This window comes from Streptomyces sp. NPDC018000 (assembly GCF_044328025.1).
In the GTDB taxonomy this organism is placed as follows: domain Bacteria; phylum Actinomycetota; class Actinomycetes; order Streptomycetales; family Streptomycetaceae; genus Streptomyces.
In genome coordinates this window covers 297,933-322,683 of record NZ_JBIRGM010000004.1, presented here as the reverse complement: position 1 = coordinate 322,683, position 24,751 = coordinate 297,933, and the positions used below count along the sequence as shown (strand labels likewise).

The window sequence follows — 24,751 nt, the reverse complement described above, 5'->3', positions numbered from 1 at the left end:
CATCCCCGGCCCCTCGCGGAGCCACCGCCACCCGCAGGTTCGGCACACACCAGCGTTCGGATTCCGTGAACCCGCTCGCCCCCGGCCGCAGTAGGTCACGCACCCTGCCTCTCGGCTCCTTGGGCACAGCGACGGTGCTCACCTATGATTCCGGGGATCGCTGCCGCCACGGTGGACTATGGCAGCACCACATTCCGGGGGGAATCATCTGTGGACCCGTACAACGTGCCCGTCGGTCCGGCAGCCATACGCGGGCCCCGTTACCGGTTTCGCGACCCCAGCGGGCCGGCCCTTGTGGCTCAGTCGTTGATCGCCACGTCCGCCATCGCAGACATCTACATCATGGCGACCGGCGGCCCCGACTCGCCTTGGGTCGCAAAGGCTGTCCCTCTTCCCGGCATGCTTCAGGTGGCCTGCTGGATCTCGTTCCTGTTCTGGTTCTACCGCTGCCGCTGCAACGCCGAGGTGCTTGCACCGGGCACCCACAAGTACTCCCCGGCCTTCGCTCTCGGCGCGTGGATCATCCCCCTCGCCATGTGGTGGCTGCCGCGCCGTATCACCCTCGACATCCGCAGGGCCGGCGGTCCGCCCCTTGACGTCTGGCTGATCAACGCCTGGTGGTTCGTCTGGCTCTGCGACGGCCCGATCTCGGTCGCGGTCCACCTCCTGATCCTCCACCAGACCAACTACCACAACCCGGTGGACCACAGCATCTCCGTGCTGACCTCGATCCTGGCGATCGCGATCATCCGCCGGGTGACCGCTGACCAGCCGGCCGGCCCCCTTCCTTACCTGAACATGACGTGAGCCCTTAAGGGTGCACGCTCACCGGGTCTCCGTCGATGCTCCTTCTCCCACTGCCAATCGTGGGTGAGACCGTTAGCCTCCGAACATGCTGCGTATCGCCGACACCCGCACCGGTCACCCCGTGGAGATCCCCGCCGCCCCACGCCGCCTGCTGCGCAGTTGCGTCCATCTGCCGGCCATCGGCACCGGGGTCGGTCCGGTGTACCTGCGTGTGCCGCTGATCGGTGACGTACTGGCGCGCACCGCGGAGCTGAACGGCCTGCAGGTTGTCACGGTCCTCACCACCCCCGACCTGACGGATGAGCAGGCCCGGGCGCTCGGTCGCGTCATGGCCGTGCTCGGCATCCACCCGCCCGTCGTCGTCGCAGGCCACCATCCGGACGGCGCGCTCGGTGGTCCCGCCGACGTACACGTGGTCGCGCGGGGCACCGAAACGGACGACGCCATGGGAGGCGTCCGGATCGATGTGGGGCAGGTCAGCACGGCGCCGCTGGACGAGGGTGTCCCGGACCCCGGCCACCTTCTCTCCCCGGAACTTCCGGACGTACTCGTACCGGAGGTCGCCGATCCACTGGCTGTGCGCCTGCTGTTGCTCGGACACCACTACGGCACACCTGTCACGGTCACCGGTGGAGCGATGGCCGACGCCCGGCGGACACTGCGACAGTGGCGCCGGCAGGTGGCCGACTGGGCGCAGGAGCCGTCCAGGCCGATCCCGGCCGACCTGCTGCGACAGTCATATGCGGCGCTCGTCGACGATCTCGGTGTCGACGCAGTGCTGGATCTGCTGGCCGATGTGGCGGGACGGTCCGACGTACCGGCCGGTGCCAAGTTCGAGACCTTCGCCCATCTCGACCGCGTCCTCGGCCTGGACCTTGTCCGCGACGTCGGCCGACCGCACCGGCCGGAACCGCCGACGGCCTCGTGAATCAGGTGGGGAGCGCATCGCGAAGAGGACGCCGGCCCGTCGTCGGGCGAGGTGCGGACATCTGCGACGACGACGCCCACAGACGCGTCAGCATCTGAGGGCGTCGTCCGCGTGTTCTCCGGATTGCGGAACGCTATGAAGCCGAGGAGGCGGGCTCCGCCACGGCTGCGGCGTCCTTTCCGGGCTGCTTCGCGCGCATGGTGAACAGGAGCAGACCCGCTGCGGCGAATACGACACCAGTGGCTACGTAAAGCGCCCGTGGTGTCCAGCCGGAGTGGAGCAGCCAACCCGCCGCGGAGGGAGCGACGATGGCGCCCACGCGACCGACACTGATGGCCGCTCCCACGCCGGTGGCGCGGAGCTGCGTCGAGTAGACGCCCGGTGTGAGGGCGTAGAGGCCGGCGATGCATCCGTTCACAGCCACGCCGATGACTGCACCGAGGGAAAAGGCCAGGACGAGCACGTCGGTGGAGGCTGCGAACACTGCGACCAGTGCTCCTGCCAGAAAGAGGTAGGTCCGCAGCACGCTGATCAGGGCGAAGCGCGCGGCCAGCGCACCCAGGAGTGCCGTTCCGAAGATGCCGCCCAGGTTGAGCAGCGTGCCGCCGGTCAAGCCCTGGTTCGAGGACATGCCGGCTTCCACCAGCAGCGTTGGCGTCCAGCTGGTGACGAAGTAGAAGGCCGCCATCACCAGGAAGAAGGCTGCCCAGAGCGTCAGGGTGGGGCGGCGCAGCTCCCCTGCGAGCAGAGGACGGAACCCGGCCGGACGTGAGCGCTCGGCTTGGGGCAGGTCGGGAAGCGCGGTGAGCTCGGGATGTCCCATGCGGCGCGCGAGCGAGTTGACCCTGCCCAGGGCGTTCCTGGGTCTCCTCGTGATGAGGAAGTCAAGGGACTCGGGGAGGAACCAGAAGGTGAGCGGTACGACGACCAGAGTGGCTATTCCGCCGACCAGGAATACCGACCGCCACCCGTGGTGGTCGATGAGAGCCACCGATGAGAGGCCGCCGACTGTCGCGCCGACGGCATATCCGGTGGAGTTGAGGCTGACGGCGAGGCCGCGCCAGCGCTGCGAGGCGAACTCGCCGGCGATGACGTTGCTGCAGGCGAGAACGGCGCCTATGCCGACGCCCGTCACGAGACGCAGCGTTGCCAGCTGTTGCCAGTTCTGGCTGGCCGAGGAGAGCATCATGCCGACCGCGGCCGTGATCAGCCCGGCGAGGATGATGGGCCTTCTACCGATCCGGTCCGCCCAGGGGGCGACGAGGAGGGCGCCCAGCGCCATGCCGGCCAGGCCGCTGCTGAGGAGAAGCCCCAGCGTGCCGGAGTCCAGATGCCACTCACCGGAGACCGTCTTCCCGGTGAAGGACATGACCAGCACGTCGAAACCGTCGAGGGTGTTGAGAAGCACACAGATCACGATTGCGCGCCACTGGAAGCGACTCATCCGACCCGTGTCCAGGGCCTCTTGCAAAGAGGCGCTCATCGGACGACTCGCTGAACGGAGACGTGACTGAAGAACATGTACATGGCGGCACTCCACTGTCGACTGCGGTAAGGGTGACGGAGCCCGAAGAGGGGCAAATGGCCTGTGGCGACTTCGGCTGTCGGCGCAGACATGCTCCGAGCACCTGTGCCCGGTGACCAGGGCCTTTTCCGTATGCCGGGAAAGTAATCGTGACGGACACGTGCATCTCAGGAAACATGTGCATCTCAGGAAACATGTGCATCTCAGGAAACACGTGCACCTCAGGAAACACGTGCACCTCAGGAAACAGGCGTGTGAAGTACCCGCGAGATGGCACGGCTGCTGGTTCGTACGAGATCTGCCATTGCCCCCACTGGCATGGATCCGTGCCGGACCACGAGGGAGACAGCCGCCGCGACCTCCCCGGCGGCGGTCGTGACGGGTGCCGCAACCGAGAGGGTGTCGTCAGAAAGTTGCCGGTCACTCACCGCGTAGCCGCACGTCCGCACTTGCGCGAGGACCCTCCTGAGCTGACTGCTGTCGGTCAGGGTGAAGGGGGTGTGGCGCTGAATCGGTCGGGCCAGCGCGGCATCCTGCACATGAGCCGGGGCGTGGGCGAGCAGGACCAGCCCCACGCCGGTAGCCGTGATGGCGAGCCGTCCGCCCACACGTGTCAGCGTGGGCACGGCGCTGCTGGAGCCGATGCGCTCCACGAAGACGATCTCCGACTCTTCACGGACGGCGAGTTGCACGTTCTCGCGTGTGAGGGCAGCCAGATCCTCCAGATAGGGCAGCGCGCGCTCACGCAGCCCTTGGGTACGGGGTGCCAGGGACCCGACCTCCCACAACCGCAGTCCGACACGGTAGCGCCCGTGCTCGTCCCGTTCGAGAGCTCCCCAGGCGAGAAGCTCTCCCAGCATGCGGTGCACGGTGGAGACCGGCAGGTCGGCCTTGCGGGCCAGTTCGCTCAGCGACAGCTGAGGGTGCTGGGCCGTGAAGGTGTCGAGGATCTGCAGGGCGCGGCCGATCACGGGACCCGTGCCGGTGGCCAGGCGGGGCTGCGGCTGCTGCCGCAGGCTGGGCGGGGCTGCTTCAGGAACGCGATAGTGAGGCAAGATGTGACTCCTCATCCGGACCCGGGGCCTGGGGCATCTCGTGCCTGCGTCGATGCGCGGGATGTCCAGGCGCCGGGTGGGCTGTCGCCGAGGCAGCCGCTTACCGGGCGTTACGCCTCGTCGTGGAACGACCTGTCGTCCATGGTGGCAATTCTGTGGAGGATCTCCACGGCCAGAGCCCGCTCGCTCTCGGGGAGTGAGCTCAAGAGCTGCTCGTTGACCCGTTCTGCCGGAGGGATCAGTGAGTCGAGCAGCTCGGCTCCCTGGTCGGTCAGACTCAGCAGGGTTCGCCTGCGGTCGTCTTCGTCCCGCACCTGACTCACGTAGCGCTGGTCGGTCAGACGACGGATCATCTGGTTGACCGTGGAGCGGTCCAGCGAGGTGAGGTGCGCGAGTGTGCGCTGGTCGACGCCCGGCTTCTGGCTCAGAGCGTTCAGGACGGAGAACTGCTGGGAGGTGATCTCCCGGGACACATGCTGGGACCACAGAGCGGTGTGTACCTGTTCCGCACGTCGGATCAGGTGTCCGATGTAGTTGTGCAGATCCAGTGCGCGCGCCACAGTGCTCCGTTCGTCCGTCGCCGAGGTCGTGCCGGCCCGAAAGACGGCCGGCACGACCAGGAGTCTACGAGTGCGCGGCACCACCTCGTGTGCGGCCGCTGCGTCAGCGATCTCGGCGCCCGGGACGCTGCTCGTAGGGGGTGGCCCGGGATCCGTCGACGCCCACTTCCAGGCGACCGACCTGCTCGATGTCCAGAACGACCCGGTCGCCGTGGCTGAGTGGCCCCACACCGGCCGGCGTGCCCGTCGCGATCACGTCGCCGGGGTGCAGCGTCATGACGGAGGAGGTGTAGGCGATCAGTTCACGGACGCCGAAGATCAGGTCTGCCGTGTTGGTCCGCTGCCGGGTGGTGCCGCCCACGTCGCATCGCAGATCGAGGCTGTCCGGGTCCGGTATCTCGTCCGCGGTAACGACCCAGGGGCCGATGGGAGTGAAGGTGTCGAACGACTTCCGCGTGGAGCGGTCCTCGCCGGAACGGACGGTGATGTCCAGCACGCATGTGTAGCCGAACACGTGGTCCAGTGCGTCGTCGGCGCTGACGTGCGTGGCGGTGCGTCCGATGACGACGCCCAGTTCGCCTTCCTGGTCAGTGCGCTTGTCGGTGTAGGGCAGGAGGATGTCCTGGCCGGGCCCGATGACGGACGAGTTCGCCTTGAGGAAGACGCCGAGGTCGGCGACCGAGGTGGTGTACTCCATCTCGGCCTTGTGGTCGAGGTAGTTGACCGGCGCGCCGATGATCTTGCCGGGGCGTGGCAGAGGGGCTTCCAGGACTGCCTCGGCGAGCGGGACGCGTGCGCAGCCGGCGAGGTCGATCTCTGTCGCGCCGCCGCGGGCGGCGGTCTCGATGTGCTGGTGGAGCGCACCGGCCGCACCGGGGGTGCCGGAGCCGGCGAGTTGTTCGGTCACATCGACGAGTTCGTAGCCGTCGACGAGTCCGAGTCGCCCCTTGTTGAACAGGGCCAGACGCATCATGGCCTCCTTCTGAGGTGTCGAATGGGCGGATCAGGCGCCGGGGTCGGCGCTTTCCGTGCGGTAGAGGCCGAGGGAGCGCATGACGGGCTCGTCGCTGTAGGAGAACAGGACGGCGTCCTGCGAGGAGGAGGTGTTCAGGTGCCGGTAGGACGCCCAGCCGGGCACGGCGAAGGTGTCGTTCTCGGACCATTCCAGCCGCACGCCGTCCACGATCGTGGCCCCCTCACCGCGTACGACGCTGAAGATGGTGGAGGCCGTGTGCCTGCGTCCGGCTCCTTGGAAGCCGGGGCGCAGACGCTGGATGCGGCAGCCGATGGTGGGCATCACCGGGCCGCCCGTCCACGGATTCGTGTACTCGAGGACGATGCCGTCGACATCGCTTCCCTCGGCGGTGTCGGCGATGCTTTCCAGGGCCCGATGCGTCTCCTGCCAGGTGTAGCGGGTGACGGGGGAGTTGGGCCCGTCCTGGGAGAGCCAGACGGGGGTCAGCCTGCCGTGCAGGAACTGCCTGCTGCCTGCTTCGTCGGGCCGGGTGACAGGCTGGAGACGCTGGGGGTACTGCTCGTAGAAGCCGGCTTCCAGAGCGTTGACGAGCGGGTAGTCGAGAGCGTCGAGCCAGATCATCGGCTCGTCGCCCTCGTGGGTGTGGTCGTGCCAGTGCCAGCCGGGAGTGAGCAGCAGATCGCCGGGGGACATGAAGACCCGCTCGCCGTTGACGGTCGTCCATGCGCCGCTTCCCTCCAGGATGAAGCGGAAGGCGTTGGACGTGTGCCGGTGCGCCTGCGCGGTCTCACCGGGCAGGATGATCTGCAGGCCGGCATAGAGGGTGTTGACGGTGGCCGGGGGATCGGTCAGGCCGGGATTGACCAGCATGAGGACCCGCCGTTCGGCCTCCTCCAGCGAGAGGGCGTTGGAGAAGTGCAGCAGGTGCGGGCGCAGTTCCTGCCAGCTCCAGCGGTAGGGCACGGCGCGGCTGCGCGGCTGGGCGGGGAACAGGTTCCCGTAAAAGTTCCACAGCGGCGCGGCCCCGAGGCCCTCCAAAGCCTTGTAGGCGAGTTCGTCGGTCATCGTCTCCTCCTGCGGTTGCGGGCTCACAGGGCAGGAACGTCGGTCGCGGTCGGCGTCCACACCCAGGAGATGTCGTCGAAGTCGTCAGGCGTACGGGATGAGAGGAGCACGTTGCGCAGGGTGGCCCCCATGCCCTCCAGGTGACAGATCTCGCCGAAGCGGCGGGCGTTGGTCTGGATACGGGCTGCCCGCTCGCGACGTTGGGCCGCGTACGCGGCGAAAGCGTCGGCCGGGTCGGGGAACCGGCCGAGTGCCTTTCCCAGGGCGACGGCGTCTTCCAGTGCCTGGCAGGCTCCCTGGGCCAGGTACTGCAGCATCGGGTGGGCGGCATCGCCGAGAAGCAGGATCCGGCCGTGCACCCAGTTGTCGATGGGCAGGCGGTCGTACAGCGGCCAGCGCCGGTCGCGCGACACCAGCGGCAGAGAGTCGCGTATGGCCTGACAGGTGCCGGCGAAGCGTTCCTCGAGCTCTGCCTCGGTGCCCCAGTCGTCGGAGTCCGCCGTGTAGTGGTCGCTCTCGAAGACAGCGACCTGGTTGTACAACTCACCGCGCCGCACAGGGTATTGCACCAGATGCATGCGGGGCCCGGCCCACACCATCACCGCCCCCGAAGCGGCATGCTGCGACATCCGGCCGGTCATCTTCTCGGTCGGCAGAGCGCCGCGGAAGGCGACGTAACGGGAGCAGACCGGTTCCCCATCGCCCACCAGAGCCTGGCGCAGACGTGAATGCAGGCCGTCCGCGGCAACGACCGCGTCCGCGGTCAGGATCTCCGACGATTCGGCGAAGTGCAGCTGCGCCCCGGACGCGTCCTGTTCGACGTGGGTGACGGTGTGCCCCGTACGAAGTGTGACGGCAGGGTGCTCCTGGCAAGCGGTCAGCAGCGCGGCGTGCAGATCCGTGCGGTGCGTGACCAGGTAGGGATGCGTGAAGCGCTCGGTGTAGGCCGCGCCGCGAAGGTCGAGGGAGGTGATCTGGTGCCCCGTCAGAGCGTCCATCATCACGAGTCGGGGTGGGGCAACAGCGGTGCGCTGAACAGCCGTGAGGACGCCGAGTTCCTCAAGTGGGAGAGAGGCGTTCGGGGCGAGCTGCAGGCCGGCTCCGATCTCGCCGAACTGGGCGGCTCGTTCCACGAGCGTCACGTGGTGCCCGGAGCGGGCGACTGCCAGCGCCGCGGCCAGTCCGCCGATGCCGCCGCCGACGACGGCGATGCGGAGAGGATCAGGAGTCACGGGCATATGGCCTCCTAGCGTCGAAGGGGTGGAGGACACCGAGAGAGGAGGCGGTGAGCGCGAGCCTCAAAATGATCTGTACGTCAATCATTGGTGTACGGATTATCTTGCGGTGGTGTTACCCCGATGTCAATGGGTTGCCATGGAGAGGTCCGCATCACCCGAACCGGTGGCTCGGGTGATGCCGGCCACCGCGGCGGCGACGTCCTCGGCGCTGCCTCGCCGGGGTACGCACCGCAGGGGGGTGCATGTCGTTCGATGAGGAATGGGCAAGCCTGAAAGCGGAGGCGCTCGCACGCCGGTCCACCGGTATGCAGCTCAACCAGCTGCCGGCCGGCCTTCGTGACATGTTGGCAGAGGCTGACGAGCCCGCCGAGCGGGCTGAGGAAAAGACGCACTGGCATAGTGAGGGAATTCAGCACTATGGGGCTCGCGTCGCCGAGGCGCGCAAGCTGGTGACCAACCTTGCAGAAGGTTGTCGGTGGCCGCGCGGTACAACGGCGGGCCCTACTGGGAAGGAGACCAGGCCCAGGCGTACGGCCGGGGATTCAACAACGACCTCGATAGCGCCAGGGAAGCACTGCGCTGATGTCCGACCAGTTCGAAACCACACGTGCGCCCGGGGATGGCAGCGGTTGCCTTCGACGGGTCATGGCCGTACCGCTGACACTCCTCTACGCGATCGCAGCATTCTGTTGCTATACGGCGCTGATCACACGCCCTTCGGGGAGCTGGGACCAGGATGCGTACGGTGCGATCACAATGATGTGTTTTCTCGCCATCGTGGTCAGCGGCCTCGGACTGCTCGTCACGGTCGTCCCTTCCACCGTTCGGCGCGTGATGGGCCCCTGGTGGCTGGCGCCGCCGCTGAGCCTCAGTGCGATCGCGGTGGCCCGGTGGGTTTTGGGAGGCTGATGGCTGTCCTGATGATGGGGCAGCTTCCAGGCCGGCCGTAACCGCCCGGCGCATCGTGCGCACGTCGCACCCCACCCGACCTGCATCCGTGCAGGTCAGGCAGAGTGCGGCGGCACCCGTCCCTCAGATGTCCCGGAAGATCTCGATCTGCGCGCCCACGGAGTTGAGCCGCTCCGCCAGCTCCTCGTAGCCGCGGTTGATGACGTACACATTGCGCAGTACGGACGTGCCCTCCGCCGCCATCATGGCGAGCAGCACCACCACGGCGGGCCGCAGCGCGGGCGGGCACATCATCTCGGCGGCACGCCACCGGGTCGGACCCTCGACCAGCACCCGGTGCGGGTCCAGGAGTTGCAGTCTGCCGCCGAGGCGGTTCAGATCGGTGAGATAGATGGCCCGGTTGTCGTAGACCCAGTCGTGGATGAGGGTCTGACCGTGAGCCGAGGCGGCGATGGCCGCGAAGAAGGGCACATTGTCGATGTTGAGCCCGGGGAACGGCATGGGGTGGACCTTGTCGATCGGCGCCTCCAGCTTGGAGGGGCGGACCGTGAGGTCGACCAGCCGAGTACGGCCGTTGTCGGCGGCGTACTCAGTCGTACGGTCGCAATCGACGCCCATCTCTTCCAGTACCGCGAGTTCGATCTCGAGGAACTCGATCGGTACCCGACGGATCGTCAGCCGGGACTCCGTCACCACAGCGGCGGCCAGGAGGCTCATCGCCTCGACCGGGTCCTCGGAGGGGGAGTAGTCGACATCCACATCTATGTGCGGGACGCCGTGCACGGTCAGTGTGGTCGTGCCGATGCCGTCCACGCGTATGCCCAGGGCCTCCAGGAAGAAGCACAGGTCCTGGACCATGTAGTTGGAGGAAGCGTTGCGGATGACGGTCGTGCCGTCGTGCCGGGCGGCGGCCAGCAGCGCGTTCTCGGTCACGGTGTCCCCGCGCTCGGTCAGCACTATGGGACGGTCGGGCGTGACCGAGTGGTTTATCTGGGCGTGGTAGAGCCCCTCCGTTGCGGCGATCTCCAGCCCGAACCGGCGCAGCGCGATCATGTGCGGCTCGATGGTCCGCGTACCGAGGTCGCAGCCGCCTGCGTACGGAAGCTTGAACGAATCCATCCGGTGCAGCAGCGGACCGAGGAACATGATGATGGAGCGGGTCCGACGGGCGGCGTCCGCGTCGATGGCGTCCATGTCGAGCCGGGCCGGCGGGACGATCTCCAGATCGACTCCCTCGTTGATCCACTTCGTCCGCACGCCGATGGAGTTCAGTACCTCGAGGAGTCGGTAGACCTCCTCGATGCGGGCCACGCGGCGAAGTACCGTACGGCCCTTGTTGAGCAGCGAGGCGCAGAGCAGTGCCACGCACGCGTTCTTGCTCGTCTTGACGTCGATGGAGCCCGAGAGCCGACGCCCGCCGACCACCCGCAGATGCATGGGCCCGGCGTAGCCGAGCGACACGATCTCGCTGTCGAGTGCCTCACCGATGCGCGCAATCATCTCAAGGCTGATGTTCTGATTGCCGCGCTCGATGCGATTGACGGCGCTCTGACTGGTGGCGAGCGCCTCGGCGAGCTGACTTTGTGTCCAGCCCCGGTGCTGACGGGCGTCACGGATGAGCTTGCCTATGCGTACGAGGTAGTCGTCTGACATGACGAAAGGTTATCTCAGATATGAGATGAGCCTTGCGGCGGGGTGCGCCGTTCGGGTGATGGTTGTGCGCAGGCACGGCAACTGTCCGGCCCTGGCGTGTGATGGGCGGTGTGACAGGCGGTGCGAGTCACCGGTGCGCCGTGCGTTCCATAGTTCACCCGGTTCGCCGCGACGGCGCGCGGTGTACGTCCATCCGGGGTGGGCAGAACCGGCCTGGGCCCGGCCCCGCAGGTCGGGCGATGCCGGGCCGCCGCTGCGCAACGGCGGGGGCGGGGCTGAAGCCTGGTGTCGGATCAGCCGGGCCAGTACGCGCATCAGTACTGGAGCCGCTGTCCGGACCGGCCCGGGAACGTGCGGTAATTCCACGCCACAAGGATCGGGCTCCGAGTGAATTCGCACTCGGAGCCCGATCCTGCGTATATTTGATTCTTCACGACTTCGACAAAAAGCATGAAGAAAAACTCTCTACAAAAACCATATCGCGTCAGGAGCGGAATTGTCAAGCGAGGAAATGCGGCAGGAACAGCAATTCATCACCGGCCTCTACGCACGGCTCGATCTCCTCAGGAAGCAGGCCGAGGAGTCGGTGCGTGCCGCGCTCGCGCAGGTGGGGAACGGTTTCCAGGCAAGGATCGAGCGGGACGTCCTGGTGACAGAACAGTCCGGGCTGCTCAGTGCGATTCAGGCGGGGGAGAACGGGCTGTGCTTTGGGCGCCTCGACTTCCGGGACGGTCGTACCCACCACATCGGACGCATCGGAATTCGACAGGACGACGAATCCCGCACACCGCTGGTCATCGACTGGCGGGCGGATGTGGCACGTCCCTTCTATCTGGCCACCGGCCACACCCCGATGGGGCTGCGGCGACGGCGGCACATCACCACGCAGGGGCGCACCGTCACCGCGCTCCACGACGAGTTGATGGACCTCGCCGACCCGACCCGCACCGGACACGAGGGGGCCGATGCCGACGAGGTCCTGCTGGCCGCGCTCGACGCGTCCCGCACGGGCCGGATGCACGACATCGTCCGGACCATCCAGGCCGAACAGGACGGCATCATCCGGGCTCCGCACCGGGGCGTGCTGGTCGTCGAGGGTGGTCCCGGCACCGGGAAGACCGTCGTCGCGCTGCACCGCGCGGCGTACCTGCTGTACGAGCACCGGGAACTGCTGGCCCGCCGCGCGGTGCTGATCGTCGGACCGAACCCCGCCTTCCTGAGCTACATCGGCGACGTGCTGCCGTCCCTGGGCGAGACCGGGGTACTCCTGGCCACCGTCGGTGAACTCTTCCCCGGGGTGTGCGCCACCGGTACCGACAGTCCGGCCGCCGCCGAGGTCAAGGGCCGGGCCGGGATGGCCGAGGTGCTGGCCACAGCGCTGCGGGACCGGCAGACCGTGCCCGAGCGGGCGACCGCGATCGACCACGAGGGGTACGGGACGCTCCTCCTTGACCGGGCCATGGCCGAGGACGCGCGCCACCGGGCGCGCGAGAGCGGACTGCCCCACAATCTGGCCCGCCCCGTCTTCACGTTCCACATCATCGACGCGCTCACCGAGCAACTGGCCGAGCGGATCGGTGCCGACCCGTTCGGCGGCCCCAATCTGCTGGGGCCCGACGACCTCGCCCAACTGGGCAAGGAGATCGCGACGAGCCGGGAGGTCCACGCCGCCGTCGACGAACTGTGGCCGCTGCTCACCCCGCAGGAGTTCGTCACGGACTTCCTCGCGGAGCCGGTCCATCTCGACGACGAGGAGGCCGAACTGATCCGCCGGCAGGACGAGGAATGGACCCCGGCCGACGTGCCGCTCCTCGACGAGGCGGCGGAACTGCTCGGCGAGGACGACAGCGCCGCCCGTGCCGCGGCCGAGGCCGAACGGCAGGAGCGGATCGCCTACGCGCAGGGGGTGCTGGATCTCTCGGCGGGCTCGGAGACGTACGAGTTCGAGGACGAGGAGTCCGAGGTCCTCGCCGCGCACGACATCATCGACGCCGAGCGGATGGCCGAACGCCATGAGGAGGCCGACCACCGCACCGCCGCCGAACGGGCGGCGGCCGACCGCACTTGGGCGTTCGGCCACATCGTCGTCGACGAGGCGCAGGAACTCTCGGCGATGGCCTGGCGGCTGCTGATGCGGCGCGTACCGACCCGTTCCATGACCCTCGTCGGTGACCCGGCGCAGACCGCCGAATCGGCCGGGCTCGGCTCCTGGGAACGCATTCTGGAACCGTACGTGGGCGACCGCTGGGAGCACGTACGACTGGGGGTCAACTACCGGACGCCCGCCGAGATCATGGAGGTGGCGGCCGGGTTCCTGCGGGCGTACGACCCGTCGTTCGTGCCGCCTGGTTCGGTGCGGTCGACCGGGGTGCGGCCCTGGGCGCTGCGGGTCACCGCGGACGGGCTCGCCGCCGCCGTGGCCCGGGAGGCCGCTGCGGCCGAGGGCGGGGGACGGGTCGCCGTCGTCGCTCCGGCCGCGTTGCACGCGTCGCTCCTGACGCGGTTGCCGGACGCGGGGTACGGGCCGGCACCCGACCTCACCCGGGACGTGGTGCTGCTGGACGCGCGGCAGGCGAAGGGCCTGGAGTTCGACACCGTGCTGGTCGTGGAACCGTCCGCGTACGGGGTGAGCGACCTGTACGTCGCGCTGACCCGCGCCACCCAGCACCTCGGGGTGCTGCACACCGGTGATCTTCCCGAGGCACTCGGGGGACTGGAGAGGGTGCGCCGCTGACCGTTGTCGCCCGTTGCCCGCGGAGCCGTTGAGGCGCGGTCGGGAGCCGGGGCGGGATGTCGGGTGCCGCGCGTTCGGATGCGCCCAGACCGCAGCAGTGGGTCCAGGACTCACTCATGCGCACTGGTCAGGAACGGTCAGGGGACGAGGACGGTGAGGGAAGTACTGGTGAGCCGGAATCCGAGCTTCTCGTAAAGATGACGGGCGCGATTGCCGTCACTCACCACCAACGCCATCTCTGTGAGACCGCGGGACGCGGCGTCTGCCAGCATCCGGCGCAGAAGCACGGAGCCAAGACCGGCACAGTGGGGATCTGGCCGGCGGAAGACGGTCGCGATCCACGGAAGGCCGTCACGGTCCGTAATGATGACTCCGGCGACCACGCGGTCTGTTTCATCTACCGCCAGTGTGCTGCAGGGCATGACCGGGCCCAGCACTTCGCCGGTCAGCAGCGGGGCCAGTTGTGTGTCCAGGGCTTCCCCGTCGCTCCCCTGGAAGTGATCCGGATGTTCGGGAGAGAAGGCAGCCCGCCACGCGGGGAACAGCTCATGGGCCGGACGGTTGCAGGGAGCGATGTGGAGTCCGTCCGGCAGGCTGATGGTTGACCACTCGGACGGGGAAGGGCCGGAGGCCAAGTCAACGTGCATGCTGTGGGCGTGTCGCATGACACGTGCGCCGTGCTGGATCAGCTTTTCGCCAAGTTCCACGGATCCTGACACGGCCCACCCGGACATGCTGGTGAGGATGGACGGCACAGGATCGGGGCCAACCGCCTCGGTGAGGTCGGCCCAGGGGTGACCGTCGCGAGTGCCTCGGATGTAGGTCAGAACGGGCAGCCCATCGGGGCCGGTGAGGGTCTGACGTTGTTCGTCGTGCTGAGTCACCTATGTGTACCTGTCGATAGCGCAATCACTTTCAGTCGGCCCATGCTCCGGTGTCCGACTCGGATGTGCAATCGAAATAGGGCTGCACCAGGGCCAGGACGTGCTTGTCTCCGAGGCGTGCCCGTACCCGCTCCATGAGAGCGGTGTGCGAGATCTCGTCGAAGCAGGCTTTGATGTCGCCTTCCACGATCCACTCGTACTTCTTGGGCATCGTGACCCGCCTGGCGCGTGATCCCCTCGTGGGCGATGGTGGCGCCTAGGGCGTGTTTCGAAAGCAGCGTCGCTTGCTGCCGCCCCCTGCGGTTCATGGCCGAACAGGCCGGCTTGCGCATCGCGGACATTGACGCCGCGCATGCGGTGCCGGTCTCACAGCCTCAGGCTGCCACCGTCTCCTGAAGGAACCAGTCATGTCGAACTTCACCCCGTACCTGGAGCGCAACCGGGCTTTCGCGGCCTCCGGTGCCCAAGCCGACGTCCCCCAGGTCCCGTTCGTCCCCTTCAAGCAGCTGTACCTGATCATCTGCATCGATCCGCGCGTGGAGCCTGCGGCTGTGCTGGGCGCCCGGCTCGGAGAAGCGATCGTCGCACGTAACGTCGGCGGCCGCGTGACGCCGGCGGTCATCAAAGACCTCGCCTGGATCGTGCACCTGCACGAGAACAAGACCCCCGACGCGGACTGGTTCGAGATCGCCGTCATCCACCACACCGACTGCGGCTCGGGACTGCTCGCCGACGACGATCTGCGCGCCGGCTACGCCGCCCGCGGCGGCTGGGACGAACAGACATCCTTGCAGATGGCCGTCCTGGAGCCGTCCAAGACGGTCCAGAAAGACATCGCCAAGCTGCGCTCGGCACCCGAGCTCGCGCCGGCCATCGGCGACATCAAGATCGGCGGCTACGCCTACAACCTCGGGACCGGGGAGATCACCACCGTCGTGCAGCCCGGCTGAGCAGGACACGGCCGGCCCCGGCAGACCCGGTCCGGCGACGAGACGCTGTGACCTGGGGCGACCAGAACGGCTGAGACACCTGGGTGGCCGAAAGAATCTCAGTCGATCTGGAACCTGGCGTCTGAATACTGGCTGTCGTCTCAGTCGATCTGGACTGTTTCCGTCGTTACGAACCGGACAAGTGGAAGGGCCTGCGAGATTGACCATGCACGATGACCAAGTGGACGTGACCACCGACAACGTTGCGACCTTGATCCAAGAACAGTTCCCTCAGTGGAGCGGCAAGGCGATCCAACTCCTGTCGTCGACCGGGACGGTCCACGCCATCTTCCGTATCGGGGACGACCTCTCCGCGCGCTTCCCGCTGCGCCTGACCGATGCCGCGGAGACGCTGGCGGTTCTGGAACGGGAAGCCCAGGCGAGCGCGGAGCTGGCACAGGTGTCTCGGTTCCCCGTTCCGGAACCCGTCGCCCTGGGAAAGCCTGGAGCGGGTTACCCCATGCCGTGGTCGGTCCAGACATGGCTGCCGGGAACGGTCGCCTTCGATGCCGACCCGAGTGGGTCGGACGCTTTCGCCGAGGACCTTGCGGCCTTCATCGCAGCCCTGCGGGACGCCGAGACGCGGGGGCGGCGTTTCAGCGGTGAGAACCGTGGCGGCGTTCTCGCTCACCACGACGACTGGATGGCGAAGTGCTTCGAGGAGAGCAAGGGGCTGCTCGACGTGCCCCGGCTGCGCCAGGTGTGGAGTCACCTCCGGGAGTTGCCACGCACGGCTGCCGACGTGATGAGCCATGGTGACCTGATTCCCGGCAACGTACTGGTCGCCGGAGACCGGCTCAGCGGCGTCCTTGACACCGGCGGCTTCGGCCCGGCCGACCCCGCGCTGGATCTGGTCAGCGGCTGGCACCTGTTGCAACCGGGCCCACGGGAAGTGCTCCGGCGGACACTGGCCTGCGACGATCTGGAGTGGGAGCGCGGCAAGGCATGGGCCTTCGAACAGGCGATGGGTCTTGTCTGGTACTACGTCGAGAGCAATCCGACGATGAGCAGAATGGGGCGCCGGACACTCGACCGCCCGCATCCTGGAGTCGACGAAGTAATGCCGCCCCGATCGTGGGTCGTGACAGAGACGAACGCTTGCCGCCCCCACCGACAACAGCACGAACGGGAACGGATCAGCTGAGACGGCACATCTCGTCTCGATTCAGGAAATTACTGAAAGCGACCCTGGGGAGAGCGGGGGTTTCCTCTTGCGGCATTGTGCCGTGGAGGGCAGTACTGACGGACGTAGTGGCGGAGCATCCTGTAGGGCACGGAGGCTTCGTAGTCGTCCATGAGCCTCAGCCATATCTGTTTCGGCCCGAGGCCCTCACCACGCGACCAGCGAAACGGCCGTACCGCCGGCACGTCCTCGAACCGCGCCGTCACGCAGTCCAGCAGCGGACGCCGTCGACACTCGCGTACAGCGTCCACGTACGGCAGCTCGACATAAGGCTCCGCAAGATCCACTCCGACCGGTAGGGCCACCCAGTACCCCCAGTACGTCCCCTCGTACGACTGGGTTCGCCGGCAAGGAAGGCGGAACGACTGGGTTCGCTGTCAAACGCCTCGTTTGGATGACAGCGGACAACACCCGCCCGCGCATGACCGTGCGGCGGTGATGTACTAGAGTTATCTCGACATCGAGATATATGCCGAAGGCGCACTGCAGTCCGCCAGTCGGTAAGGGTTACCTAACTAAGCCTTACCTTAGCGGATGGTCGAGGGGCCGTAGGCGGCACCACGCGGCGCCCGCCGTAATGAGGCGCGGCGCGGAGTACGCGCACATTGATGAAGGAGACTGTCGTGTCGGCGAACAGCTTCGACGCCCGCAGCACGCTGCGCGTGGGCGACGAGTCGTACGAGATCTTCAAGCTGGACAAGGTCGAGGGCTCCGCGCGCCTCCCTTACAGCCTGAAGGTGCTGCTGGAGAACCTGCTCCGCACCGAGGACGGCGCGAACATCACCGCCGACCACATCCGGGCGCTCGGCGGCTGGGACTCCCAGGCGCAGCCCAGCCAGGAGATCCAGTTCACGCCTGCCCGCGTGATCATGCAGGACTTCACCGGTGTGCCGTGTGTCGTGGACCTCGCCACCATGCGTGAGGCCGTCAAGGAGCTGGGCGGCGACCCGGCCAAGATCAACCCCCTCGCGCCGGCCGAGCTGGTCATCGACCACTCCGTCATCGCGGACAAGTTCGGTACCAACGACGCGTTCGCGCAGAACGTCGAGCTGGAGTACGGCCGGAACAAGGAGCGCTACCAGTTCCTGCGCTGGGGCCAGACCGCCTTCGACGAGTTCAAGGTCGTCCCCCCGGGCACCGGCATCGTCCACCAGGTCAACATCGAGCACCTGGCCCGTACGGTCATGGTCCGGGGTGGCCAGGCGTACCCCGACACCCTCGTCGGCACCGACTCGCACACCACGATGGTCAACGGCCTGGGCGTGCTGGGCTGGGGCGTCGGCGGCATCGAGGCCGAGGCCGCGATGCTCGGCCAGCCGGTCTCCATGCTCATCCCGCGCGTCGTCGGCTTCAAGCTGACCGGCGAGCTGCCCACCGGCACCACCGCCACCGACCTCGTGCTGACCATCACCGAGATGCTCCGCAAGCACGGTGTCGTCGGCAAGTTCGTCGAGTTCTACGGTGAGGGCGTCGCCGCCACCTCCCTCGCGAACCGCGCCACCATCGGCAACATGTCGCCGGAGTTCGGCTCCACCGCCGCGATCTTCCCGATCGACGACGAGACCCTGAAGTACCTGCGTCTGACCGGCCGTGACGAGCAGCAGGTCGCGCTCGTGGAGGCGTACGCCAAGGAGCAGGGCCTCTGGCTGGACCCGGCCGCCGAGCCGGACTTCTCCGAGAAGCTGGAGCTGGACCTGTCGACGGTCGTCCCGTCGATCGCCGGCCCGAAGCGCCCGCAGGACCGCATCGTCCTGGCCAACGCCAAGGAGCAGTTCGCGCAGGACGTCCGCAACTACGTCTCCGAGGACGAGGAGGCAGGCAAGGAGTCCTTCCCGGCCTCCGACGCCCCGGCCTCCTCCAACGGTGTGCCGTCGCGTCCGACCACGGTCACCGCCCCCGACGGGACGACGTACGAGATCGACCACGGCGCCGTCACCGTCGCCGCGATCACCTCCTGCACCAACACCTCGAACCCGTACGTCATGGTCGCCGCGGCGCTCGTGGCGAAGAAGGCCGTCGAGAAGGGCCTGACCCGCAAGCCGTGGGTCAAGACCACCCTCGCCCCGGGCTCGAAGGTCGTCACGGACTACTTCGACAAGGCGGGCCTGACCCCGTACCTCGACAAGGTCGGCTTCAACCTCGTCGGCTACGGCTGCACCACCTGCATCGGCAACTCCGGCCCGCTGCCGGAAGAGGTCTCCAAGGCGGTCAACGAGCACGACCTGGCCGTGACCTCGGTGCTCTCCGGCAACCGTAACTTCGAGGGCCGGATCAACCCCGACGTCAAGATGAACTACCTCGCGTCCCCGCCGCTGGTCGTCGCGTACGCCATCGCCGGTTCGATGAAGGTCGACATCACCAAGGACGCCCTGGGCATCGACCAGGACGGCAAGCCGGTCTACCTGGCGGACATCTGGCCCTCCGAGGCCGAGGTCAACGACGTCGTCGCCAACGCCATCGGCGAGGACATGTTCAACAAGTCCTACCAGGACGTCTTCGCGGGCGACGCCCAGTGGCAGGCGCTGGCCATCCCGACCGGCAACACCTTCGAGTGGGACCCGCAGTCCACCTACGTGCGCAAGCCCCCGTACTTCGAGGGCATGACGATGGAGACGACCCCGGTCGAGGACATCACCGGCGCCCGGGTGCTCGCCAAGCTCGGCGACTCGGTCACCACCGACCACATCTCCCCGGCCGGTGCGATCAAGGCCGACACCCCGGCCGGCAAGTACCTGACGGAGCACGGCGTCGAGCGCCGTGACTTCAACTCCTACGGCTCGCGCCGCGGTAACCACGAGGTCATGATTCGCGGCACCTTCGCGAACATCCGCCTGCGCAACCAGATCGCCCCGGGCACCGAGGGTGGCTTCACCCGCGACTTCACGCAGGACGGCGCGCCGGTGTCGTTCATCTACGACGCCTCGCAGAACTACCAGGCCGCCGGCACCCCGCTCGTCATCCTGGCGGGCAAGGAGTACGGCTCCGGTTCGTCCCGCGACTGGGCCGCCAAGGGCACCGCGCTCCTCGGCGTCAAGGCCGTCATCGCCGAGTCGTACGAGCGCATCCACCGCTCGAACCTCATCGGCATGGGCGTCCTTCCGCTCCAGTTCCCGGAGGGCGCGAGCGCCGAGGCCCTCGGCCTGACCGGCGAGGAGACCTTCTCCTTCACCGGCGTGACCGAGCTGAACAACGGCACCACGCCGCGCACCGTCAAGGTCTCCACCGACACCGGTGTGGAGTTCGACGCGGTCGTCCGCATCGACACCCCCGGTGAGGCGGACTACTACCGCAACGGCGGCATCATGCAGTACGTGCTCCGCAGCCTGATCCGCAAGTAGGCGATCCGGCAGGGCAGTGGGCCGCACCTCTTCGCAGGACGAAGGGGTGCGGCCCTTTCCCGTACCGGCTCACCGCTGCGCGGCCACCGTCAGAGCTTCTTGGGCGAGGTGCAGCCGACGACGTACGGCGCCACCGACAACGGCCACCCCGTCCCGGGCACGTGGAATGCGATCGTGGACCGGGGGTTGCCGACTTCGCAGTACGAACAGCACAGAGAGCGGATGAGACGCATGGGCGAGTTGATCTTGATCCGGCACGGCGAGACCGAGTGGTCGCGGTCCGGGCAGCACACGAGCCACACCGATCTGCCGCTGACCCCCCTCGGCGAACGACAGGCCCGCGCGCTGGCTCCGCTGCTCGCGGACTGGCGGGTCGTGCTCACCCTGGTCAGCCCTGCCGCACGCGCCCGGCGCACCGCGGAGCTCGCCGGGCTCGTCGCACCCCGTGTCACCCCCGAACTGCGCGAATGGGACTACGGCGGCTACGAAGGGGTGACCACCGACGAGATCCGCCGCACCCGTCCCGACTGGAATCTGTGGACCGACGGGGTCGCCCCCGGCCCCGAGGCGCACCCCGGCGAGACACCCGCCGAGGTCGGTGCCCGAGCCGATCGGGTGCTGGCCGAAGTCGCCGAGGCGGCGGACCGGGACACGGATGGGGACATCGCGCTCGTCGCCCACTCCCACTTCCTGCGCGTGCTCACCGCCCGTTACCTCGGCCTGACGCCGGCCGAGGGCACACTGTTCCAGCTCGGCACGGGAGCGGTCTCGCGGCTCGGCACCGAGCATGGCAATCCGGTGATCACGGCATGGAATGTGACATTGCCCGAGAGTCTGTTGCCCCGGGCCGTTCCGGACACCTCGGAGCGGGACTGACCGAAGAGGCTCGGCCGCTCCGCACCCGGCCGACCGCCCGGCATGCGGGTGGCCGGTGCCTCGGAGCGAGACACCGGCCGTCCGCGTGACCCGGAGCGGGCGGAGGATCAGGAGAGCAACTCCACCTCCGCGAGGCTCCCTTCACTCGCGAACACCAAACGGTAGTGCGCGTACGAGCCCGGCGTGCTCACCGAGAAAACCCTCGTCTGCTTGTCCCAGGCGAACGACTGGGCCGACCGCCTGTCGAGGTTCTTCCACCTGGTGCCGTCCGACGACGCCTGGAGGACCCACCCCGTCGGGGCCTTGTCCGCCGCACTCGAAGTCAGCGTGTACTGGACCGCGTTCGTGGCCGAAGGCACCGGCAGGTCCACCGAGGCAACCGGCGCAGAGGTGGCCGAGGTGTTGTCGAACAGGGCGCCCGCGCCCTTCAGCACGTCCGCCTTCGGCGTCGCCACGCTGTCGTCCGTGGTGATCGAGACCGGCGCGGCGTTCTTGCCGGTGCCCCACGAAGAAGGCTTCGCACCCATGTCGAAGTCCAGGGTGCCGCCCTTGGCCAGCAGGTCGTGCGGCAGTGAAGTCGACTTCCACTTCTTGCCGTTGACCCTCAGGCCCTGCACATAGATGTTCTTCGCGCTGTTCTTCGGAGCCCTGACGACCAGGTCGTGGCCGTTCTCCAGATGGACCGTGGTCTTCTTGAAGAGCGGAGAGCCGATTGCGTACTCGCCACTGCCCATCACGAGCGGGTAGAAGCCGAGCGAGGAGAAGAGGTACCAGGCCGACTGCTCGCCGTTGTCCTCGTCGCCGTGGTAGCCCTGGCCGATCTCACTGCCCGTGTAGAGGCGGCTCAGGACCTCGCGGACCTTCTCCTGCGTCTTCCAGGGCTGCGAGGCCGCGTCGTACATGTACGTGACATGGTGCGCGACCTGGTTGCTGTGGCCGTACATGCCCATCCGTACGTCACGGGCCTCCGTCATCTCGTGGATGACACCGCCGTACGAGCCGACGAACTCGGGGCCGGCCGTCTCCGGTGTGGCGAAGTACGTGTCGAGCTTCTTCGCCAGGCCGGCACGCCCGCCGTACAGATTTGCCAGGCCACGGCTGTCCTGAGGGGCCGTGAAGGCATAGCCCCAGCCGTTCGTCTCTGTGTAGTCGTAGCCCCAGACCCGCGGGTCGTACCGGTCCGAAGGGAGTCGCCAGTCGCCCTTGGCTTCCTTGCCCTGGAAGAAACCGGCCTTGCTGTCGAAGAGGCCGACGTAGTTGCGGGCGCGGTTCAGGAAGTACTGGGACTCCTCCTTGTACCGCTCCTTCTTCGTCTTCCTGTGGAGCGTCCGGCCCATCTGCGCGATGCCGTAGTCGTTGAGGTAGCCCTCCAGCGACCAGGACAGGCCCTCGTGCGTGGAGGTGTTCGCGTAGCCGACGAACGGGGACGTCTCCATGCCCTTGCGGCCGACGCCCGAGGACGGCGGGACCACGGTGGCGTTCTTCACGGCCGCGTCGTATGCCGCCTCGGCGTCGAACTTCACGCCCTTGACGTAGGCGTCCGCGAAGGCGACATCCGAGGAGGTGCCGGTCATCAGATCGGAGTAGCCGGGGGACGACCAGCGGGAGATCCAGCCGCCGTCCTTGTACTGCTGGACGAAGCCGTCCACCATCTCGCCGGCCTTGTCCGGTGTGAGGAGGGAGTACGCGGGCCACGTCGTCCGATAGGTGTCCCAGAAGCCGTTGTTGACGCACACCGTGCCGTCGACGATCTTCGCGCCCGTGTGGGTCGGGGTGTCGGAGCCGACCTGCGGGGAGAAGGGGCTGGCGTACTTGTGCTTGCCATCGACCTTCTCGAAGCCCGAGTTCGGGTACAGGTACAGCCGGTACAGGCTGGAGTACAGGGTGGTCAGCTGGTCGTCCGTGGCGCCCTCGACCTCCACCTTGCCCAGGATGTCGTCCCAGGCCTGCTGCGCCCGGTCCTCGACCCGGCCGAAGGAGCGGGAGGCGGGGATCTCGTCGGCGAGGTTCTGCTTCGCCTGGTCGATGCTGATCAGTGAGGTCGCCAGTCGCAGGTTGACCGTGCGGTCCTTGCCCGCGTCGAAGCGGAGGTAGCCCGTGACGTCGTCGCCACCGCCGCCGGACAGCTTCCCGCTCGCGGTGACCGGTGCGTCGAAGACGCCGTGGACGAAGAGGCGGGTGGCTCCGGTCGAACCGCCGCTCTTCACATCGGAGAAGCCGCTGAACGAGCTGCTCTTCGGGTCGAGGGTGAGCCCGCCGTCGTTGGAGACGTTGTCGAAGACGATGCTCGCGTCGTCACCGGGGTAGGTGAACCGCATCCGGGCGGCGTGGTCGGACGGTGTCATCTCGGCCTTGAGGCCGTTGTCGAATGTCACACCGTAGTAGTGCGGCCTCGCCGTCTCGTTCTCGTGGTGGAACGGCAGCGCACGCGCCTTGCGGGAGGCGTCCGGGGTCCCGGAGACCGCCGACGGCATCAGCTGGAAGGTCTGCCGGTCGCCCATCCAGGGACTCGGCTCATGGCTGGCGCTGAAGGCCTGGAGGGTGGGCAGGTTGTCGTCGTTGTTGCCGCGCGCGTACTCGTACAGCCAGCTGGTCGATCCGGCGTTGGTGACCGGCGTCCAGAAGTTGAAGCCATTCGGGACCGCGGTGGCGGGGAAATTGTTGCCGCGGGAGAAACCACCGCTGGAGTTGGTGCCACGGACCGTCGACGCGTAGTCGGAGAGGTGCGAGCGGCGCTTCCCGGGTGCCTTCGGCGCGATCTCGATGTCGTCGATCCAGCCCTGGAACTTCGCCGGGCCCTTGGGGGAGTCGTACGCCACCAGAATCCGGTCGACGGTCCTGCCCGCCGCGACCGTGCCGATCGTCGAGTCGACCTTGTTCCACTGGTTGACGTACAGCCGCTTGGCATCGGCCTGGCCCTGCGGGGTCAGCAGGCCGCCGTTGCTGTCGGTGGCCCGCAGATCGCTCAGATACGTGCCGTCCGTGAACGCCAGGTCGACCGCGACATGCGTCGCCGGGTAGGAGAGGTCCGTCTCACTCATCTGAGGGTAGATCAGATAGGAGAGTGAAGTGTCGCGGGTTACAGCCGTGTTCACATCGAAGATCTTGTTGTACGAGTAGGCGCGGCCGTCCGCCTTGTGCGAACCGGCGTACCGCAGGCCCTTCTTGCCGGTGAAGCCCGCGCCCGCCTTGGCGGTGGGGGAGCCGGACGGGCCGCGGTCGATCTGGCTGCGCATCGAGTCGGGTGCCGGGGCCGAGATGCTGCCGTCGGAGAACTGGACGTCGGCGAGCTGGGTCGCGTCAGAGGCGCCGTTGTTCTTCGTGATCCGCAGACGATAGTGCTGATAGGCCGTGTCAGATGTGAAGTCGTACGACTTCGTCCGGAACCGCTCGCTGAACGTCTGGCCGGTCCGGGAGTCGAGGTCCTTCCAGTCCTTGCCGTCGGTGGAGCCCTGCAGCGTCCAGTCCTTCGGATCGCGCTCGTCGTGATCATTGGCCGACGTCAGTGCGTACGTCACGAGCCTCACCGGTTCGGTGAGGTCGAACTCGACCCAGGCGGTGGGCTCGAAGGACAGCCACTTGGTGCCGGATTCCCCGTCGATCAGGTTCTCCTTCACCTCCCCGCCGCCGGTGTTCTCCCCGCTGGCGCGGACGTCTGTCACCTTGTCTGTGACATTGCCCGGTATTCCTGCGGAGAAGCCGCCATCGACGCCCGATGACCGCTTCTTGCCATCAGGACCTTCTTCGACGGTGTTGCGCCAGTCCGGCTGCTTCTCGTCCGCTTCGAAGGATGAACTGAATGTCCTTTCCTCCAAGGCGCTTTGGCTCATTTCGCCTGTCCCGGCCGACTGCGCGGCGGCCACGGTGGGGGCTGTCACGACCAGAACCAGTGAAGCCGCGATCAGTGCGGCCGTACGGCTTTGTCTCTTGCGAGAACCATGTCGGGGCTGCATGCCGAGCCATTCCTCCCGAGGAAGTGCGCTAGGACAACGTTGTCATGGAAGTGCACAAGGTCCAGTAGGGAGCCAAGT

Annotated in this window: 18 protein-coding genes; 8 read left to right on the top strand and 10 right to left on the bottom strand. The window is 67.5% G+C overall.

What is annotated here, in order from left to right; all coding sequences use genetic code 11:
- The first annotated feature begins 306 nt into the window (after positions 1-306).
- Positions 307-807, top strand: coding sequence for a DUF4328 domain-containing protein (locus ACH4EW_RS13130; RefSeq protein WP_398255407.1), 501 nt, complete (start codon positions 307-309; stop codon positions 805-807).
- 85 nt (positions 808-892) lie between these two features.
- Positions 893-1,735 (top strand): hypothetical protein, encoded by an 843-nt coding sequence (locus tag ACH4EW_RS13125; RefSeq protein ID WP_398255405.1) that lies wholly within the window; start codon positions 893-895, stop codon positions 1,733-1,735.
- A 133-nt stretch (positions 1,736-1,868) separates the two neighbouring features.
- Here ACH4EW_RS13125 and ACH4EW_RS13120 read toward each other — a convergent pair whose 3' ends face one another.
- The 6 genes from ACH4EW_RS13120 to ACH4EW_RS13095 form a co-directional block, all read right to left on the bottom strand.
- Positions 1,869-3,143 (bottom strand): MFS transporter, encoded by a 1,275-nt coding sequence (locus tag ACH4EW_RS13120; RefSeq protein WP_398255402.1) that lies wholly within the window; start codon positions 3,141-3,143, stop codon positions 1,869-1,871.
- A 356-nt stretch (positions 3,144-3,499) separates the two neighbouring features.
- Entirely contained in the window at positions 3,500-4,315 is an 816-nt protein-coding gene (locus ACH4EW_RS13115; RefSeq protein WP_398255399.1) for an IclR family transcriptional regulator, read from the bottom strand.
- Between the two features lie 110 nt (positions 4,316-4,425).
- Complete coding sequence (locus ACH4EW_RS13110) at positions 4,426-4,929, bottom strand: MarR family winged helix-turn-helix transcriptional regulator (protein WP_398255397.1); 504 nt, start codon at positions 4,927-4,929, stop codon at positions 4,426-4,428.
- A 49-nt stretch (positions 4,930-4,978) separates the two neighbouring features.
- Entirely contained in the window at positions 4,979-5,845 is an 867-nt protein-coding gene (locus tag ACH4EW_RS13105; protein ID WP_398255395.1) for a fumarylacetoacetate hydrolase family protein, read from the bottom strand.
- A 33-nt stretch (positions 5,846-5,878) separates the two neighbouring features.
- Positions 5,879-6,916 (bottom strand): cupin domain-containing protein, encoded by a 1,038-nt coding sequence (locus tag ACH4EW_RS13100; RefSeq protein WP_398255393.1) that lies wholly within the window; start codon positions 6,914-6,916, stop codon positions 5,879-5,881.
- A 23-nt stretch (positions 6,917-6,939) separates the two neighbouring features.
- Complete coding sequence (locus tag ACH4EW_RS13095) at positions 6,940-8,154, bottom strand: FAD-dependent monooxygenase (RefSeq protein WP_398255390.1); 1,215 nt, start codon at positions 8,152-8,154, stop codon at positions 6,940-6,942.
- Between the two features lie 582 nt (positions 8,155-8,736).
- On the opposite strand from ACH4EW_RS13095, the gene ACH4EW_RS13090 reads away from it, so the two are divergent.
- The gene (locus tag ACH4EW_RS13090) at positions 8,737-9,063 is read left to right on the top strand and encodes a hypothetical protein (protein WP_398255387.1); all 327 of its coding nucleotides are present in this window, start codon (positions 8,737-8,739) and stop codon (positions 9,061-9,063) included.
- A 123-nt stretch (positions 9,064-9,186) separates the two neighbouring features.
- Here the strand turns inward: ACH4EW_RS13090 and ACH4EW_RS13085 are convergent, their stop codons facing one another.
- Positions 9,187-10,716 (bottom strand): helix-turn-helix domain-containing protein, encoded by a 1,530-nt coding sequence (locus ACH4EW_RS13085; protein ID WP_398255385.1) that lies wholly within the window; start codon positions 10,714-10,716, stop codon positions 9,187-9,189.
- 511 nt (positions 10,717-11,227) lie between these two features.
- On the opposite strand from ACH4EW_RS13085, the gene ACH4EW_RS13080 reads away from it, so the two are divergent.
- Positions 11,228-13,450: a HelD family protein gene (locus ACH4EW_RS13080; protein ID WP_398256039.1), complete on the top strand. Its 2,223-nt coding sequence runs from the start codon at positions 11,228-11,230 to the stop codon at positions 13,448-13,450.
- Positions 13,451-13,587: 137 nt separating this feature from the next.
- Here ACH4EW_RS13080 and ACH4EW_RS13075 read toward each other — a convergent pair whose 3' ends face one another.
- Together ACH4EW_RS13075 and ACH4EW_RS13070 are read right to left on the bottom strand one after the other, a co-directional pair.
- Entirely contained in the window at positions 13,588-14,097 is a 510-nt protein-coding gene (locus ACH4EW_RS13075) for a GNAT family N-acetyltransferase (RefSeq protein ID WP_398255382.1), read from the bottom strand.
- Between the two features lie 268 nt (positions 14,098-14,365).
- The gene (locus ACH4EW_RS13070) at positions 14,366-14,545 is read right to left on the bottom strand and encodes a hypothetical protein (RefSeq protein ID WP_398255379.1); all 180 of its coding nucleotides are present in this window, start codon (positions 14,543-14,545) and stop codon (positions 14,366-14,368) included.
- Between the two features lie 196 nt (positions 14,546-14,741).
- Here ACH4EW_RS13070 and ACH4EW_RS13065 point away from each other — a divergent pair, with 196 nt between their 5' ends.
- From ACH4EW_RS13065 to ACH4EW_RS13050, 4 genes are all read left to right on the top strand, one after another.
- Entirely contained in the window at positions 14,742-15,284 is a 543-nt protein-coding gene (locus ACH4EW_RS13065; RefSeq protein WP_398255377.1) for a carbonic anhydrase, read from the top strand.
- Between the two features lie 205 nt (positions 15,285-15,489).
- Entirely contained in the window at positions 15,490-16,467 is a 978-nt protein-coding gene (locus ACH4EW_RS13060) for an aminoglycoside phosphotransferase family protein (protein WP_398255375.1), read from the top strand.
- A gap of 662 nt (positions 16,468-17,129) precedes the next feature.
- The gene (gene acnA / locus ACH4EW_RS13055) at positions 17,130-19,844 is read left to right on the top strand and encodes an aconitate hydratase AcnA (RefSeq protein ID WP_398255372.1); all 2,715 of its coding nucleotides are present in this window, start codon (positions 17,130-17,132) and stop codon (positions 19,842-19,844) included.
- Between the two features lie 231 nt (positions 19,845-20,075).
- On the top strand, positions 20,076-20,720 hold the full coding sequence (locus tag ACH4EW_RS13050; RefSeq protein ID WP_398255369.1) for a histidine phosphatase family protein: 645 nt from the start codon (positions 20,076-20,078) through the stop codon (positions 20,718-20,720).
- Between the two features lie 107 nt (positions 20,721-20,827).
- On the opposite strand, the gene ACH4EW_RS13045 is transcribed toward ACH4EW_RS13050, so the two are convergent.
- Entirely contained in the window at positions 20,828-24,673 is a 3,846-nt protein-coding gene (locus ACH4EW_RS13045; RefSeq protein WP_398255366.1) for a GH92 family glycosyl hydrolase, read from the bottom strand.
- Between the last annotated feature and the right edge of the window lie 78 nt (positions 24,674-24,751).